A 15,516-nucleotide genomic window follows, 5' to 3' on the forward strand; every position below is an offset into this window, starting at 1 on the left:
TGGGGTAAAGCCGCCCTGGCCCATCGAACCGGGAACTGATGGCGCTGAGGCGCGCCGTATCAGAATTCACGTCTCACCCCCTTAATCAGATAGCAGCCCGATTACGCGGCAAGCCCGACTATTTCCTGGGACGACACAATGGACGAGAGACACACAATGTCATCGCAGCTTGTCATAAAGAGGGCTTGAACCTGACGCAAAAAGTGATAGGCACTTCTGGCTATTTACTCGTCAATGAAGTCAGAAATTCTTGCTTGCTGATAGAAGACGATGAGTTAGCCAGACAGGTCCATGAGTCAGCCATACAGCACGGCCTTCCGGTCAGGCTTACTGAATCCTGACACAGGATGCCCAGGGCGAAGTGTGGTGTCACCAAGCTTAGGAATCAAGCATCTCCTCACCCGCACTACCATTTCGGCCCGCGGAATTTCAAGATCTCATCCCAGTTACTGCGCCAGGCACCATAAGTCTTTTCATCGCCCATGAATCCAGCCTCTTGCCGTGAGGCGCGCAAGTTTAGCCGGGTTTGCTGCGGCTTGGATTGGGGGTCGTTGAGGGTGGTTAACGTCAACAAGCCAGACAATTGTGTCTTGCTGAGCTTGCCCTGGAATGTAAACAGGTCACGGGCAGCCTCTTCTTTTTTTGTCAGAGGTGAAAACACCGTACCGGTGCTTAGCTTGGCAGTAAAGCGAATGGCACCACTTTTTTCATCGTAGCATAGCTCGTGCAATTCACCAGTAGGAGTATCGCCAGCCAGGCCGTCAGCGGCCAGCATGATGCCCAGCAGGCGGGTATCAGCGCGCCATAGCATGATGGTGTAGCCGCTGACATGCTCGCCGGAGTAGCGCATATTGGAAAAAGCCGCGATTTTACTGATAGCCGCCGACTTAGCGAGCGTGCCGCTACAGTTGATGCTTTGTGCTGTTTGTGCTGTTTGTGCTGTTTGTGCTATCTGAGCAGTTTGCGCACAGGCGTTGGTGCCCAGGCCATACGCAGTGAGCAAGCCAAGGATCATTTTTTTTTCGAAATTCATTTTTTTTGCAGGCGTCTGATGAGGATGGGCTGAAAGTATACCAGCCTGCCTGGTGGCGGGTTTACAACGGTGCATGGGATACGGCCAGGCAATTGGCTGCTTAGTATAGTGAGTAGCATATGGGTGGTATCTGGGCGATTACGTAGCGTTAATTGCCCCTGTAAAACCGCACGAGCCTTTTCCGCGAAAAAGTGAGGGGCAGAAGATCTGCGCTCTATTTAAGCACCTTCCTGGCGCTGACGTCAGTCTGTATCTTACTAACTTGCTGAGCAGTCAGTTTCTTTTCAAGCATATCTATATTTTTTTGTGCATCTTCGTTACCACCGGCCCTGGCCAGCAAATGCCAGAAATAGGCAAGCTCTTGATCTTGCTGCACACCACGACCATTGGCGTACATCAGTCCCAGATTTGATTGCGCCTGTGCATGCCCCTGCTCGGCAGCTTTACGATACCAGCTCACCGCTTGTACATCATCCTTGGGCACTCCCTCGCCAGTAGAGTACATGGTACCCACATTGAACTGCCCAATAACTTCCAAGAGTTGAGTGAGTAATCCCCTGAGATTAGGGTCTATCAAAGAAAGGTCAGCAGCCATGGTTTGCTCCGTTTGCCATTGCCATATTTGTTGGGACAGAGTGTTAGCTTAAGCTCGCTTCCTGAGGTTAACTGTATCCTTTTTTTCTAGACATAATGTAAATTATTCTATTATTTTAAATAACTATATTTGAGCGTATTTTTATAAGCACATATGCTTAATTCAACAAATCTTACTCCAGGACCCATTGATTTTCGGCCAATCAAACACGTATCAATTGCAGCATCCAGGTCTGTTTGCTACAAGTAGAACGCACGCATTTATCCGTCCATGCTCGACTGTAGTAAATATGCCTGCTCCGCACCGGCCAGAACAAGGATGGCGCCAACACTCTGCTCCTGAATCACTGTCCCTGACTCTGCCTCAAGCGCCAGACGCGGCACCCTCCTACAGACAAACGTCTTGGCGCAGCGCATGATTTATTGAGGGCAGTTGCTCATCTTGCGACAAAAGCGTAAAAAAGTGCAAATTAGTCATATCAATATTGGCAACAGATAGACAATTGCATAATATGAATGTAAATTTAGTAATCATGCTTTTATTTCATTTTAAGCAGCTCGTTTAGCCAGACAAAGGCCAGGCAATTGCCATTGTAGCTATGTAGGGACTGTTACAAATTCCACATTGCAACAAAATTGCCTTGGAGTATTATTTACAGATATGCGCAGGCGAAAGGATGTCTAATGAATGACAGCATTCCGCAAACCAGACCGGTCACCATCCTGGTCGTCGATGACGACGATGTTGATGTGCTGGGCATAGAGCGCGCTCTGAAAAAACTCAAGATCGCCAATCCCATCGTGCGCGCCCATGATGGGGTAGAAGCGCTGGAAATCCTGCGCTCGCCCGAGGGCTTGCCCAAGCCCTATCTGATCTTGCTGGACATTAATATGCCACGAATGAACGGCCAGGAAATGCTGGCTGAATTGCGCCTGGATAAAAACCTGACATCCGCCGTGGTGTTTGTGCTGACCACTTCGCAAGATGACCAGGACAAGCTCATGGCCTATTCCAAACATGTAGCTGGTTATATCGTCAAGCAGCATGTTGGCGATGGTTTCATGCGTGTCACTGAAATGCTGGATCATTACTGGCGGGTAGTAGAACTACCCGTTGCCTGAGGTGTAATCATGATGCTGACTGCTCCCCCACAAACGTCCACACTTGATATCCTCATCATCGATGATGATGAAGTCGACAGGCGCAATGTCATCCGTGCACTGAAACAAGTCTCGGTCAGCGTCAACATCATCGAAGCCAATAATGCCCTGGATGGCTTATTAAAAGCCAAGGAAACCCTGTTTGATGTCATCTTGCTCGACTACCGCCTGCCAGACCGCGATGGCATAGAAGTCTTGAAAAGCCTGCGCCTCGACAAAACCCATCATACGGCCATCATCATGCTGACCCATCAGGAAGATGTCAGCCTGGCTGAACAAGCCATAGAAGCCGGGGCACAAGACTTTTTGCTGAAAGAAGAAGTCAATGCGCGCCGCCTGATGCGCGCCCTGCACCAGGCGCGCCACCGCCACAAGCTCGAAGCCGAGCTCAGCCGCAGCTATAACCAGTTGCGCGAACTGGCCGAGCATGATGCCCTGACTGGTCTGGCCAACCGCTATGATTTCGAGCGGGCGCTGGCCTTTGCCGTCAGCCGCGCCAAGCGCGAAAACCTGCATGGCAAGATGGCCGTGCTGCTGCTGGACCTGGACCGTTTCAAGAACGTCAATGACACCTATGGCCATGCGATAGGCGATCAGTTGCTCATCAAGGTGGCACGCCGTCTGGGCACCACCACCCGCGGCAGCGACTTGCTGGCGCGCCTGGGCGGGGATGAATTCGTGGTGCTGGTGCAGGATATGGAAAGAGTCGACCAGGCTATCCTGCTGGCCAGCCGTATCGTCGAAGCCTTCAAGAAACCCATCGTCCTCGATGGCATGGAATGGCATGTCACCATGAGCATAGGCATCGCCGTGTTTGGCTCTTGCGCCAATGATGCGACCGAACTCATGAAATGTGCCGACATTGCCATGTACCGCGCCAAACAGGAAGGCCGCAACCAGAGTCATTTTTATTCCGACCAGTTGCACCAGGCCGTGCGTCACCGCATGTATCTGGAACGTGATTTGCGCCATGCCCTGCGCAATGAGCAATTGCAAGTGTATTACCAGGCCAAGATCAACCCCTTTAACGGCCAGATCGGCGGCATGGAAGCCCTGCTGCGCTGGCACCATCCGGTGGAAGGCGTGCTGACACCCGGCGTGTTCTTGCCCATGGCAGAAGAACTGGGCCTGATGTTTGAAATAGACCAGTGGGTCATGCGCACGGCCTGTGCCCAGTTGCAGGAATGGCGCTCACTGCCATTCCTGCATGCACTGGACCTGACCGTTGCCGTGAATGTCTCGGCCATACAATTACAGGGCGACAACCTCATCTATACCGTCGATGAAGCCCTGCTCAGCAGTGGCCTGGACCCGCGTTTCCTGGAACTGGAAATCACTGAAAATGCCCTGATCCGTGACCCCCATCATGTCGCAGCCATCCTGCACAAACTGGTCGGACGTGGCGTCAAGCTGTCACTGGATGATTTTGGCACCGGTTATTCGTCCTTCGGGCATTTGAAACTCTTCCCCATCCATGTGCTGAAAATAGACCAGAGCTTTGTCGCTGGTGTGGGCAAGGGGGATTCGCCAGAACGGCTGCTGGCCGCCATGATTGCCTTTGCCCAGACCATGGAATTATCCCTGGTGGCAGAAGGCATAGAAACCGAGCGACAGGCGAATTTCTGCGCCCAGCGTGGTTGTGAACTTTTGCAGGGTTATTTGTATTCCCGCCCCATTCCATCGAATGAATTTGAAGATCGCTACCTGACCGGAAACTTCCGCCATGAGCCAATTGGACCACAATCTGAAGAATGAGCCAGGTAACAGTCACAAAAGCGATCACGTCAATGAACAGCATGCCTTGCTGGCGGCTATTGTCGCCTCGGCCGATGATGCCATCATAGGCAGCGACCTCAGCGGCAATATCATCAGCTGGAACCATGCCGCAGAAATCCTGTTTGGCTATAGCGCCATGGCGATATACCAGCGCCCTTTTTCCATGCTCTTTCCGGCCGGGCAATTGCCGGACCACCTCTCGCTGATCAAGCTCTTGCAGCAAGGCGCCTCGATAGGCCATTTTGAGACCATGCGGCGCTGCCAGGATGGCACGGAGCTGCCTGTGGCCCTGACCATCTCGGCCATACGCGACGAGGGTGACAACATCATAGGCTTGTCGTTGATTGCGCGCGACTTCAGCGTTGGTTACCGCATCGCTGCCCGCCTGACACAAAGCGAACGGCATTTCCGCCAGGTGGTGGATGCAGCACCGAATGCCATGGTCATGATAGACCGGCGCGGCCTGATAGAAATGGTTAACTCCCAGGCTGAAACCATCTTTGGTTATACCCGTTCAGAACTACTGGGAAAACCGCTGGAAATCCTCATCCCCTCACGCTTCCAGCGCCACCACCCTGGCTTGCGCACTGCTTACTTCGCCAGCCCCATCAGTCGCACCATGGGCCAGGGGCGCGAGCTATATGGCTTGCGCAAGGATGGTACCGAGTTCCCGGTAGAGATAGGCTTGAATCCCATAGAAACAGCAGACGGCATCAAGGTCTTGTCAGCCATCGTCGATATCACCGAACGCAAGCGCCAGGAAGAACGTTTCCGCCTCGTCGTCGAAGCCGCGCCGAATGCCATGGTCATGATAGACAGCAATGGCAAGATAGAAATGGTAAATACCCAGACCGAGCAAATCTTTGGCTATGAGCGCGAAGAATTGCTGGGCCAGCCCATGGAAGTCTTGATACCAGCGCGCTTTCGTGCCCATCATCCAGGTTTGCGCAATAATTTTTTCACCCAGCCCAGCAGTCGCAGCATGGGTTCTGGCCGTGACCTGTTTGGCTTACGCAAGGACGGTAGCGAGTTCCCGGTGGAGATAGGTCTCAACCCCATAGAAACCAGCGATGGCATCAAGGTCTTGTCAGCCATTGTTGATATCAGCGAACGCAAGCGCCAGGAAGAACGTTTCCGCCTCGTCGTCGAAGCTGCACCGAATGCCATGGTCATGATAGACAGCCAGGGCATGATAGAAATGGTGAATGCCCAGACCGAGCATTTGTTTGGCTACCAGCGCGTCGAGTTGCTGGGGCAGCCCATGGAAATCCTCATCCCGGCACGCTTTCGACCACAACATCCTGGCTTGCGCGGCAGTTATTTTGCCAACCCCAGCACCCGTGCCATGGGCACAGGCCGCGACCTGTTTGGCTTGCGCAAGGATGGCAGTGAATTCCAGATCGAGATAGGCCTCAACCCCATACAAACAGCAGACGGTCTCAAAGTCTTGTCGGCGATTGTCGATATTTCTGAACGCAAACGCTTCACCGATGAATTGTCGCGGCGCAACCAGGAATTGAATAATTTTGCCTATGTCGCATCGCATGATCTCAAGTCCCCTTTGCGTGGCGTTGACCAGCTCGCCACCTGGCTCAGCGAAGACCTGGCAGGCAAGATTGATGATGATACCAATGAACACCTGCGCCTGATGCGCATACGCATCAAGCGCATGGAAAGGCTGCTCGATGATTTGCTGCTCTATTTCCGCGCGGGCCAGCTCGGTGGCACGGTGCAACATACTGACTTTGCCGAGCTGGTACGCGACGTTTTTGAACTCTGTTGCTCCGACCGCTCTTTCAGGCTGGAACTGCAGGGTGAATTCCCGCGCTGCCAAACTCACAAGGTGCCGCTGGAACTGGTGTTCCGCAACCTCATCAGCAATGCCATCAAGCATCACGATACCAAGCAAGGCTGCATCGTCGTGCAAGCCATTCCCAACGAACAGTGGCTGGAATTTGCCATCTGCGACGACGGCCCCGGCATCGCACCAGAACACTGCGAACGCGTGTTTGGCATGTTCCAGACCTTGCGCCCGCGTGATGAAGTCGAAGGCAGTGGCATGGGCCTGGCCATCATCAAGAAGACCATAGAATCCCTGGGTGGCAATATACAGCTCAGCACCAACCAGCCACGCGGGTCCGTGTTCAGGTTCACCTGGCCGCGCAATATTGCCGAGGTACTCTAATGGCAAAGCCAGAGCAGACCCCATCCATGGCTTCGTTGGAATTATTGGCCGCCATTGTCAATTCGTCCGAAGATGCCATCATAGGCAGCGACCTCGACGGCCACATCATCAGTTGGAACCACGCCGCCAGCCTGCTGTTTGGCCATGCCCATGACACTGTCCTGGGCCAGGCTTTTTCCCTGCTTTTCCCGGATGGTCAATTGCCCGACCATCTGACCCTGATACAGCTGCTGGAACAAAGCAGCAGCATAGGCCAGTTTGAAACCATGGGCCGCCGCGCCGATGGTAGTGAGCTACCGGTATCCCTGAGTATCTCGGCTATCCGCGATGCCAGGGACACTATTTTCGGCCTGTCTCTCTCGGCGCGCGACTTCAGTAATGGCTACAAACTTGCCGCCCGCCTGGCACAGAGTGAAAGACATTTCCGCCAGGTCGTCAATGCTGCACCGAATGCCATGGTGCTGGCAGGCCAGAGTGGCTTGATAGAAATGGTTAATGACAGTACAGAAAAACTCTTTGGCTACCTGCGCGCAGAACTGATAGGCCAGGCTTTCGACATCCTGATCCCTGAACGTTTTCGCGGCCAGCAAACCGAAAAAACCGCCACCACAAGCTATGCCCTGCGCAAGGATGGCAGCGAATTCCCGGTCGAGGTCAGCCACAACCCCATAGACACGGCAGACGGTGTCAAGACACTCTCGGCGATTGTCGATGTCTCTGAGCGCCAGCACTTCATCGACGAATTATCGCGCCGTAATCAAGAACTAAAAGACTTTGCCTATGTCGCCTCACACGACTTAAAGGCCCCCTTGCGTGGCGTCAGCCAGCTGGCGACCTGGATCACCGAAGACCTGGAAGACCAGATCAACGAAGAAACCCGCGAACACCTGCACCTCATGCGCGTGCGCATCACCCGCATGGAAAAACTGCTGGAAGACTTGCTGCTCTACTTCCGCGCCGACCAGCTCGGTGGCAATATCATCAACACCGACTTTGCTGAACTGGCGCGCGATGTCTTTGAACTCTGCTGCAACGACGCCTCTTTCGACCTGGAATTGCAGGGCAGCTTCCCCAAGGCCCCGGCCCATAAGGTGGCCCTGGAACTGGTCATGCGCAACCTCATCAGCAATGCCATCAAACACCACGACAAACGCAGCGGCCATATCATCGTGCGTTCCATACCCGATGAAGAGCAGTACATCTTCGAAGTCGCTGACGACGGTGCCGGCATCCCGCCAGAACACCGCGAACGCGTCTTCGCCATGTTCCAGACCCTGCGCCCCCGCGACGAAGTAGAAGGCAGCGGCATGGGCCTGGCCGTCATCAGAAAAACCATAGAATCACTAGGCGGCAGCATCAGCCTGACAGCCAACCAGCCGCGCGGGGCGGTGTTCAGGTTTAGCTGGCCGCAGGTGGCGGAGTGAGCGTATTTGACAGGATAGATACGGGAATGACGCCTTACGACCAGCTATGCCTGGCTGAAATAGCTTAAATCCACAAACCCTTGTTAACGTCGCTCCAGCGCAGGCTGGAGCCCAGCGGCGTTTGCGGATCAACGAAGAGACTTCGCAAATTTGGCCGCATCTAAAAATACGGTCAATCAAATCTCACGGCATTAACACCATGGATTCCTGCCTGCGCAGGAATGACGATGGAGAAGATATCCAAGTAAAAAACGACGATGTTTGCGCTGGTATCAATACAACGAATACACCTGTAGGGTGCATTGTAACGCACCGTCGTGGGCCATAACAAATGGCGCGTTACAACGCACTCTACGCCATCACCAGCAACCTTAGGCAACGTCGCTCCAGCGCAGACTGGAGCCTAGTACGTAGGTTGGGCTACGCCTCATCAGCCCAACACTCGGCACATCAATCCCGCACCACTCTCTTAACATGTAAGGGATGTTCGTTACGTTGGCGGACAACATATTGTCCAAAACCCCAAAACACCGTAGCGACGAAGACAGTACTTTAGTACCTGATTTGCTAAATGCAGGTGCTGCAACGCAGCTGGGGCGGTTTTGCGTAAGTCCTATCAATTTGATATACCGTATGGCTTCCGTATCTGTAATCCATCTCGCACCTCCTTACGACATATTTTCGCAGCTAAAGCTGACCGGCTCAAATCCGGTGGTTTATACCTTATGATCGACAATGAAGCGCCGGGGATACGGGCATGCAATAATTTCGCGCAAGTACTTTCACCCACATGTACAAACATGCGCTATGCTGACTTTGATACGGGATACTTCATTATGATCACTCTGCACAACACAGCTTCAAGCCGCCTTGCCCTGGCCATCATCACTGCTGTTTTATTCCTGAGCCAGGATGCCTATGCCACGGTGCCAGCCTACAATCTGCCCGCTGGCACTGAGGCTGCCAAGACAGCGCTGGAAATGGAAATCGAAATGGCAGAAGCAGGTAATGCGCCAGAGCAGCACTTGCTGGGCTGGCGGTATTATGTCGGTGACGGTGTACCCAGGAATGTACTTCAAGCTGCCTTTTGGTATCGCAAGGCAGCAGAGCAAGGCTATGCCGCTGCGCAAGTCGAATTGGCAGAGCTCTACCTTTATGGCCTGGAGGGCATGGACGTGGATGTGCCAGAGGCTATGCACTGGTATCGTCAGGCGGCAGAGCAAGGGAGGGCAGATGCCCAGTTGCAACTGGGCCACGCCTACCTATATCGACAAGAACCGATGAAGGATAAGCAGGCTGCCTATTTCTGGCTATTATTGTCCGCAGCCCAGGGCAACCGACATGCGCAACGTAGCCTGCCATCATTGAAAAAAATGCTGACAGCAAAGCAGAGAAAACAAATCGAGGCTGATGTGAATGCCTGGAAGCCGCTGGAATGATCTCAAGGCTGCCATCAGACCAGGGCAGATTTTCACGCAGGAGCGGCTTCAGCTGCGAATGGCTGATAACAAAAGCCAAACAAAAAGGACCCCTGGCTGAAAATTTTGCCATATCCCTAAGCGCACGGTACAAATACCATGGATTCCTGCCTGCGCAGGAATGACGACTGAGAAGACATCCAGGTAAAAAAAGACACTGTTTGCGAAGGCATCAATGAAACAAATATCCCTGTAGGGTGCGTTATAACGCACCATCAGCACAACAAAAAACGGTGCGTTACAACGCACCCTACTCACGGAAAACAACCATCACTCTCTGCAACGTCGCTCCAGCGCAGGCTGGAGCCCAGCAGCGTTCCTTGATTCTCGCGTAGATTTTGCAAATCAGTATTGCGGGTTGGTCGGGCCTCGCTAGGTCGGGCCTCGCCAGGTCGGGCCTCGCCAGATCGGGCCTCGCTAGGTCCGACCTGAATTGCACGCTGCAGATATCCAGGTACTATGCCCCGGTAATCAATACAAAATTACTGTATCATGTAAGATACAAACTCATCTTTATCAGAAAAAAGATTGTGAACACATTACCAGGTCAAAGTAAGCTTGGACCCATGAAACCATGTTCCTCCTGATATTTTTTTTGCTCATCTATCTATCGATAGTTAAGTACAAATTAAGCTTGCTAGCTGCTGCCATCAACTGGGCTAGCGAAGAATCAATGCAAATCATTGAGCCAAAAAAAATAGAATATTTTTGCGTGCACCGTGGGCCTCCAGAGATCTGCTTTCAAGCGAAGAATAGTGAGAACCATATCTATGAGATACGCCTGAAACTGGATATGCGTATGGTTCAGCACCTCAGACAAATAATAAAAGACGGCGGAGCCGCTTATGACACAAAGCTGGTGTCGAAAAAACGCCTCTGACCAGGACGTGTTGACATACTTTCAAACAAAGTATCGTAGATCGGAACGGACCTCGTTAGGCTAGGCCGCATCAGGGAAGATATCCAAATAAAGAAAGACCCGGTTTGCACTGGCATCAATGAAACGAATACACCTGTAGGGTGCGTTACAACGCACCATCGGCGTAACAACAAACGGTGCGTAACAACGCACCCTACTCACGCCCCCCCTCTGCAACGTCGCTCCAGCGCAGGCTGGAGCCTAGTGGCGTTTGCAAATCAACGAAAAAATTTCGCAAATTTGGATGCATCTAAAAAACTACGGAAAATCAAAGCTCACGGCATAAATACCATGGATTCCTGCCTGCGCAGGAATGACGACTGAGAAGATATCCAGGTAAAAAAAACGACACGGTTTGCGAAGGCATCAATGAAACAAATATCCCTGTAGGGTGCGCTGCAACGCACCATCGTGCTCAATAAAAAACGGTGCGTTACAACACACCCTATTTACTGCCGCACGCCGACGCAGCAAAGACTGCTTTGAAGCCGTCTTTTCTCCCTCTGTGCTCCTCTGTGTCTCCGTGCCTCTGTGGTGAGATTTTTAGTCTTGCTTTCATCAAGAAAACAGTGCGTTACAGCGCCCCCTACTCACCACTTCCGCGCAAACACCTTACTTCGGCGGAAAGCTATAAGTCAGCGTGTAATTCCCACTTCCCGAATACGATTTGACTTGCGCATAGTAATAGCCTGCCGTACCTGCATAGTTGATAGACTCGCTCGAAGAGCTGCCCTCACTGCTGGCGACCTTGGTCCAGGCGCTGCCGGAATATTTATACAGGTAAAGATCAAAGTCCGTGCCTGCTGGCCCGCTCAATTGCAGGCTGAAAGTGCCGCTGCCTGCCTGGATATAGCCAGGTGATGCGCTGGGCGCGTTGGCAGTGGCACCGTTGGTCAGGTTGCCGGTCTGGGTGACGCCGCCACCTGGCGTTGGTGTGTAGGAAGCAAACACGGCCCTGGCCAGGCCTTCATTGACGGCATGCCATGGATAACCCAGGGTGCGCATACGTGAGTTTTCTGTGGGCCGGTATTTCCCGGTCTTGCAATATTGTGCGCCCTGAAAAGTACCAACCGTACCATTGGCATACTGTCCCAAACCAGTCGGCACGGCAGTTGTGGCTGCGATCAAACTCCCCCATTTGACATTGCGCGTGCCGTTCAATGATACGTCCCCAGAAGTCGGCTCGGCACTCAGGCTGCAAGTGCCATAGTCGTATTCATCGGCCAGGGCAAAGGCGGTGTGACCTATCTCATGCAAGGCAATTTCCACAGACTGGGCATGCATGGACAAGGTGGCGATTTCACCACCAGAGCCACCATAGCGGGTGGAGTTGGAGACCACCACGATGATGTCGCGCTGGTCAGGTGCCAGCACTGAACCGACAACGTCATACACCTTGCTTGAGTTGACGCATAACAGGCGATCAATGTTATAGCAATAGAAGCTGCCATCCATGGCGGTGTCACGGTAGATGCCCTTGTCCGGTTCGTCCGCACCTGACTGATTGCTGGCGATATCGACGCGACGTACATTGATGCTGGCGCGGTTGGCAGCAAACAAGGGGTCGGTCATGAAACCATCGATGACCTTCTGCGCATCGGCATGCCATTTATCCATCTCGGCAGCGGTATAGCCATCACCGACAAAGACAATATCCATACGCGCATTGGCCGGGCCGTTATCAATGATGGTGGTGGCAGTGGCTGCTGGCGGCGGGCCCTGGACGCGTGCCATCTTGCTGCTGCGCACGACTTTCTCCAATGCAGCGCGGTCGAACACGGCCAGCTGTGGCGGCGGCATTGCCAGGCCCGCATTGCCCGCTGACTGCTGCTGGATTTCTATACTGGCGATCCGCTCATCAAAAGGCAGGGACACTTCAAAAACACCGTCGGCTTGCCTGACTTGCTGCGACACGTCGATGGCCCCGGTTTTTGGGTCAAACACTTCAACATGACGCTGCTGCGCATTCCTGACCAACACTTCATGGATGACCAGCCCTTGCGCATTTTTGGCGACGACGCGCCATTTCTCGCCCTGGCCACCATTGGCCATACCAGGTGTCAGGCCAAACTCGCCAAGCTCTGCGCGCACAGGCGTGAAGCTGGTGCCCTGCCGGCCGTCACTATAAGCGATACGCAGCGAAATATTCCCCGCATTGGCCACATTGATTTGAAACACCGAAATTGCAACGAACATCAAAATAAGTTTGATAGCATTCATACGGTCTCCGAATTAAATTAGGTGATTGTGTGAACTGTCGATGCTGATGTAGTTGGTGATTAAGTAGAGCTTTCCTGTGAATAAAATTTGGTGTCAGGGAAGACGCTGCGTTGGATGTCGGCAGCTGCAGACCAGTATAGTAAAATAAATAGAATAAACAGCAATTAGTGTAAAAAAATGTGAGTCCCCCCAGTGCCAGCACTTCCAGAGTGACGCGCGCAACAGGCCGCCTGTCGTGCAATAATACCTGGGCACGCCCGCCTGGGTCTCAGGCGGGCAACAATCAAACTCACGAAAACCAGAACAAAACATATGCACAAAGGCGTCTTTTATGCACTGATGGCAGCAACCCTGTTTGGTGCCAGTACACCCTTTGCCAAGCTGCTGCTGGCAAAGGCCAGCCCCGTCAGCGTAGCAGGCTTGCTGTATCTGGGCAGCGGGCTGGGGCTCTTGCTCTGGTATGTCTTGCGTGCCACTCTGAGCCGCAAGGAAGAGGGAGAAACAACAGGCTTGAAGCGGCAAGACCTGCCATGGCTAAGTGGTGCAGTAGTCGCAGGCGGCATTGCCGGGCCAGTTTTGTTGATGCTGGGGCTGAGCATGACCGCCGCTTCATCTGCCGCGCTCTTGCTGAATATGGAAGGCGTGCTGACGGCCATGCTGGCCTGGTTTGTGTTCAGGGAAAATTTTGATCGCCGCATCTTTATTGGCATGTTGCTCATTGTCGCGGCAGGCATCTTGCTGTCCTGGGAGCAGACCCCTGCCCTGGGTGTACCTTGGGGCGCTTTGGCCATTATCGGTGCCTGCCTGTGCTGGGCCATAGACAATAACCTGACACGCAAAATCTCTGCCAGTGATGCCGTACAAATCGCCGGAATAAAGGGGCTGGTCGCTGGCACCGTTAATTTGCTGATTGCAATGATAATGGGAGCTACCCTCCCTGACGCCACCACAGTATTGATGGCCGGCATCGTGGGGTTCTGTGGTTATGGACTGAGCCTGGTCTTGTTCGTGCTGGCACTCAGACACCTGGGTACGGCCCGCACGGGCGCCTATTTCTCGGCGGCCCCTTTTGTTGGCGCGGCCATTTCCTTGCTGATGCTGGGCGACAGACCCGGTATCACCTTCTGCCTGGCCGCCATCCTGATGGGCACAGGTATATGGTTGCACCTGACTGAGCACCACGAGCATGAACACGAGCACGAAGCCATGGAACACGCGCACGAGCATGTGCACGACGAACATCACCAGCATGAACATGATTTTGCATGGGATGGCAAACAACCCCACGCACATGCACACCGCCACCTGCCTATGGTGCATGCGCATGCACATTACCCGGATATTCATCACCGGCATGGGCATTGAGCATGGTCAGGAAATTTTTTGATATCAATGATTCCAAATCCATAGTTACACAGACCTGAGTCAGGTACAGCCTTGCAAAGCAAAGCAATGCAGGCATGGCGAATCATTCTGGGGTCAAAAATTTAAACAATTTCATTTAAAAACAAATACTTACCAGCATCATGGCGTGTTATTTGGCGAATAAATGTGCCATGCAAAAAAGTAGCAATCCATATTTAATCAAGTACAAAAGCACAACACGGATCATTGCATTAAAATATTAGCAACAAACAAATTGAACATTCAGAATCTAAACAATTGAAATGCATCGTGTAACGTTATAAGATACAGAGAGTGATAAAAAATTTTATCCACAAAGGATTAGAAAAATTCTTTACTTCTGGTAGCAAGGCAGGCATCAATGCCACCCATGCGAACAAACTAGGGCGTCAACTCGCCATGCTGCATATTGCCAAAAATCCCAAGGATATGGATATACCGGGCTGGCGCCTGCATCCATTGTCAGGCACTTTATCTGGGCATTGGTCGGTCTGGGTAAGCGGCAACTGGCGGCTGACTTTTCGCTTTGTTGGTGAAGATGCAGAAATTATCGATTATCAGGACTATCGCTAAAAACAATGAAGGACGATGATGAAGATGTTTAATCCCCCCCATCCAGGACTGACGATACGTGAAGACGTATTACCCGAACTGGGCCTGACCGTGACCAATGCGGCAATGCAACTCGGCGTGTCCCGCGTTGCCCTGTCAAGAATGATCAATGGCCGCTCCGCCATCAGCGCCGACATGGCATTGCGCCTGGCGCAATGGCTTAATGGTGATGCTGAGACCTGGCTCAGGTTGCAGATGCAATATGATTTGGCGCAAGCCAGGAAATCCGGGGTGCCTAAGGTGAAGCCTATCAAGCATCTCATCATGTCTGGATAGTTTACATTCTACAGATTGCGCAGGAATGACGAATTTAAGGCTGCCAGGACTAGCTACCTGTCTGGCATACCAACATCCCCACCTGGCTGGTAACTCGCCTTGCCATCCTACGCGAAATTAACGTCGCTCCAGCGCAGGCTGGAGCCCAGGGGCATTCGTTGCAGACGATAGCCTTGTGCATAGGAACAGCATTCGCATCCTACGAACGCATAGAAAACTCCAACATGGAAGTTTTCGTCTACGCTGGATTAACGATTTTAAAGAAAAAATTAGAAAATGATGGCGTTTTCAACGATCTTCATTCAAGCACATCCCAAACATCACCAAGCCTCCTGACTCAAAAAAAGCCAGAGCATCCGCCCTGGCTTCTCTCCTACTTCTATCATCCTAGCTTGCAAACAACAGGCAAACCCGGCTACAGTCCACCCATCATC

At 52.6% G+C, this 15,516-nt stretch carries 13 protein-coding genes; 10 read left to right on the plus strand and 3 right to left on the minus strand.

Translation table 11 applies throughout. From position 1 onward, the window contains the following. The first annotated feature begins 38 nt into the window (after window positions 1–38). Window positions 39–341 (plus strand): hypothetical protein, encoded by a 303-nt coding sequence (locus ACO0LC_RS11060; protein ID WP_423002914.1) that lies wholly within the window; start codon window positions 39–41, stop codon window positions 339–341. Between the two features lie 65 nt (window positions 342–406). Here ACO0LC_RS11060 and ACO0LC_RS11065 read toward each other — a convergent pair whose 3' ends face one another. Together ACO0LC_RS11065 and ACO0LC_RS11070 are read right to left on the minus strand one after the other, a co-directional pair. After that, entirely contained in the window at window positions 407–1,033 is a 627-nt protein-coding gene (locus ACO0LC_RS11065) for a hypothetical protein (protein ID WP_423002916.1), read from the minus strand. 214 nt (window positions 1,034–1,247) lie between these two features. Continuing rightward, a complete protein-coding gene (locus ACO0LC_RS11070; protein ID WP_423002918.1) occupies window positions 1,248–1,628 on the minus strand; it encodes a tetratricopeptide repeat protein in 381 nt (126 codons plus the stop codon). A gap of 683 nt (window positions 1,629–2,311) precedes the next feature. Here ACO0LC_RS11070 and ACO0LC_RS11075 point away from each other — a divergent pair. From ACO0LC_RS11075 to ACO0LC_RS11100, 6 genes are all read left to right on the plus strand, one after another. Further along, window positions 2,312–2,749 carry a response regulator gene (locus tag ACO0LC_RS11075; RefSeq protein WP_423002920.1) on the plus strand — a complete coding sequence of 146 codons (438 nt, stop codon included), beginning with the start codon at window positions 2,312–2,314 and terminating at the stop codon, window positions 2,747–2,749. Between the two features lie 9 nt (window positions 2,750–2,758). Then, window positions 2,759–4,543 (plus strand): putative bifunctional diguanylate cyclase/phosphodiesterase, encoded by a 1,785-nt coding sequence (locus ACO0LC_RS11080; RefSeq protein WP_423002922.1) that lies wholly within the window; start codon window positions 2,759–2,761, stop codon window positions 4,541–4,543. Next, the gene (locus ACO0LC_RS11085; protein ID WP_423002924.1) at window positions 4,512–6,749 is read left to right on the plus strand and encodes a PAS domain-containing sensor histidine kinase; all 2,238 of its coding nucleotides are present in this window, start codon (window positions 4,512–4,514) and stop codon (window positions 6,747–6,749) included. The genes ACO0LC_RS11080 and ACO0LC_RS11085 overlap by 32 nt, the downstream gene beginning before the upstream one ends. Beyond that, entirely contained in the window at window positions 6,749–8,173 is a 1,425-nt protein-coding gene (locus ACO0LC_RS11090; protein ID WP_423002927.1) for a sensor histidine kinase, read from the plus strand. Before ACO0LC_RS11085 ends, ACO0LC_RS11090 begins: the two co-directional genes overlap by 1 nt. 836 nt (window positions 8,174–9,009) lie before the next feature. Next, window positions 9,010–9,612, plus strand: coding sequence for a tetratricopeptide repeat protein (locus ACO0LC_RS11095; RefSeq protein ID WP_423002929.1), 603 nt, complete (start codon window positions 9,010–9,012; stop codon window positions 9,610–9,612). A gap of 613 nt (window positions 9,613–10,225) precedes the next feature. Beyond that, window positions 10,226–10,531, plus strand: a complete 306-nt coding sequence (locus tag ACO0LC_RS11100; protein WP_423002931.1) for a hypothetical protein — start codon at window positions 10,226–10,228, stop codon at window positions 10,529–10,531. A 651-nt stretch (window positions 10,532–11,182) separates the two neighbouring features. On the opposite strand, the gene ACO0LC_RS11105 is transcribed toward ACO0LC_RS11100, so the two are convergent. Continuing rightward, window positions 11,183–12,790 carry a M64 family metallopeptidase gene (locus ACO0LC_RS11105; RefSeq protein ID WP_423002933.1) on the minus strand — a complete coding sequence of 536 codons (1,608 nt, stop codon included), beginning with the start codon at window positions 12,788–12,790 and terminating at the stop codon, window positions 11,183–11,185. A gap of 312 nt (window positions 12,791–13,102) precedes the next feature. On the opposite strand from ACO0LC_RS11105, the gene ACO0LC_RS11110 reads away from it, so the two are divergent. The 3 genes from ACO0LC_RS11110 to ACO0LC_RS11120 all read left to right on the plus strand — a co-directional run bounded on the left by ACO0LC_RS11110 (window position 13,103) and on the right by ACO0LC_RS11120 (window position 15,082). After that, on the plus strand, window positions 13,103–14,155 hold the full coding sequence (locus tag ACO0LC_RS11110; protein WP_423002935.1) for a DMT family transporter: 1,053 nt from the start codon (window positions 13,103–13,105) through the stop codon (window positions 14,153–14,155). Window positions 14,156–14,488: 333 nt separating this feature from the next. Next, on the plus strand, window positions 14,489–14,767 hold the full coding sequence (locus tag ACO0LC_RS11115; RefSeq protein ID WP_423002937.1) for a type II toxin-antitoxin system RelE/ParE family toxin: 279 nt from the start codon (window positions 14,489–14,491) through the stop codon (window positions 14,765–14,767). Window positions 14,768–14,782: 15 nt separating this feature from the next. Continuing rightward, window positions 14,783–15,082 (plus strand): HigA family addiction module antitoxin, encoded by a 300-nt coding sequence (locus ACO0LC_RS11120; RefSeq protein ID WP_423002939.1) that lies wholly within the window; start codon window positions 14,783–14,785, stop codon window positions 15,080–15,082. Window positions 15,083–15,516 lie beyond the last annotated feature (434 nt).

Origin of the sequence: Undibacterium sp. JH2W, assembly GCF_049340425.1 — a bacterium.
Taxonomy (GTDB): Bacteria; Pseudomonadota; Gammaproteobacteria; order Burkholderiales; family Burkholderiaceae_D; genus Undibacterium.

Excerpts from the sequence above, each read along its gene's own strand:
- ACO0LC_RS11105 (WP_423002933.1), bottom strand. The coding sequence starts at position 12,790 with ATGAATGCTATCAAACTTATTTTGATGTTCGTTGCAATTTCGGTGTTT.
- ACO0LC_RS11120 (WP_423002939.1), top strand. The coding sequence starts at position 14,783 with ATGATGAAGATGTTTAATCCCCCCCATCCAGGACTGACGATACGTGAA.
- ACO0LC_RS11065 (WP_423002916.1), bottom strand. The coding sequence starts at position 1,033 with ATGAATTTCGAAAAAAAAATGATCCTTGGCTTGCTCACTGCGTATGGC.
- ACO0LC_RS11090 (WP_423002927.1), top strand. The coding sequence starts at position 6,749 with ATGGCAAAGCCAGAGCAGACCCCATCCATGGCTTCGTTGGAATTATTG.
- ACO0LC_RS11110 (WP_423002935.1), top strand. The coding sequence starts at position 13,103 with ATGCACAAAGGCGTCTTTTATGCACTGATGGCAGCAACCCTGTTTGGT.
- ACO0LC_RS11070 (WP_423002918.1), bottom strand. The coding sequence starts at position 1,628 with ATGGCTGCTGACCTTTCTTTGATAGACCCTAATCTCAGGGGATTACTC.
- ACO0LC_RS11085 (WP_423002924.1), top strand. The coding sequence starts at position 4,512 with ATGAGCCAATTGGACCACAATCTGAAGAATGAGCCAGGTAACAGTCAC.
- ACO0LC_RS11095 (WP_423002929.1), top strand. The coding sequence starts at position 9,010 with ATGATCACTCTGCACAACACAGCTTCAAGCCGCCTTGCCCTGGCCATC.
- ACO0LC_RS11075 (WP_423002920.1), top strand. The coding sequence starts at position 2,312 with ATGAATGACAGCATTCCGCAAACCAGACCGGTCACCATCCTGGTCGTC.
- ACO0LC_RS11060 (WP_423002914.1), top strand. The coding sequence starts at position 39 with ATGGCGCTGAGGCGCGCCGTATCAGAATTCACGTCTCACCCCCTTAAT.
- ACO0LC_RS11080 (WP_423002922.1), top strand. The coding sequence starts at position 2,759 with ATGATGCTGACTGCTCCCCCACAAACGTCCACACTTGATATCCTCATC.
- ACO0LC_RS11100 (WP_423002931.1), top strand. The coding sequence starts at position 10,226 with ATGTTCCTCCTGATATTTTTTTTGCTCATCTATCTATCGATAGTTAAG.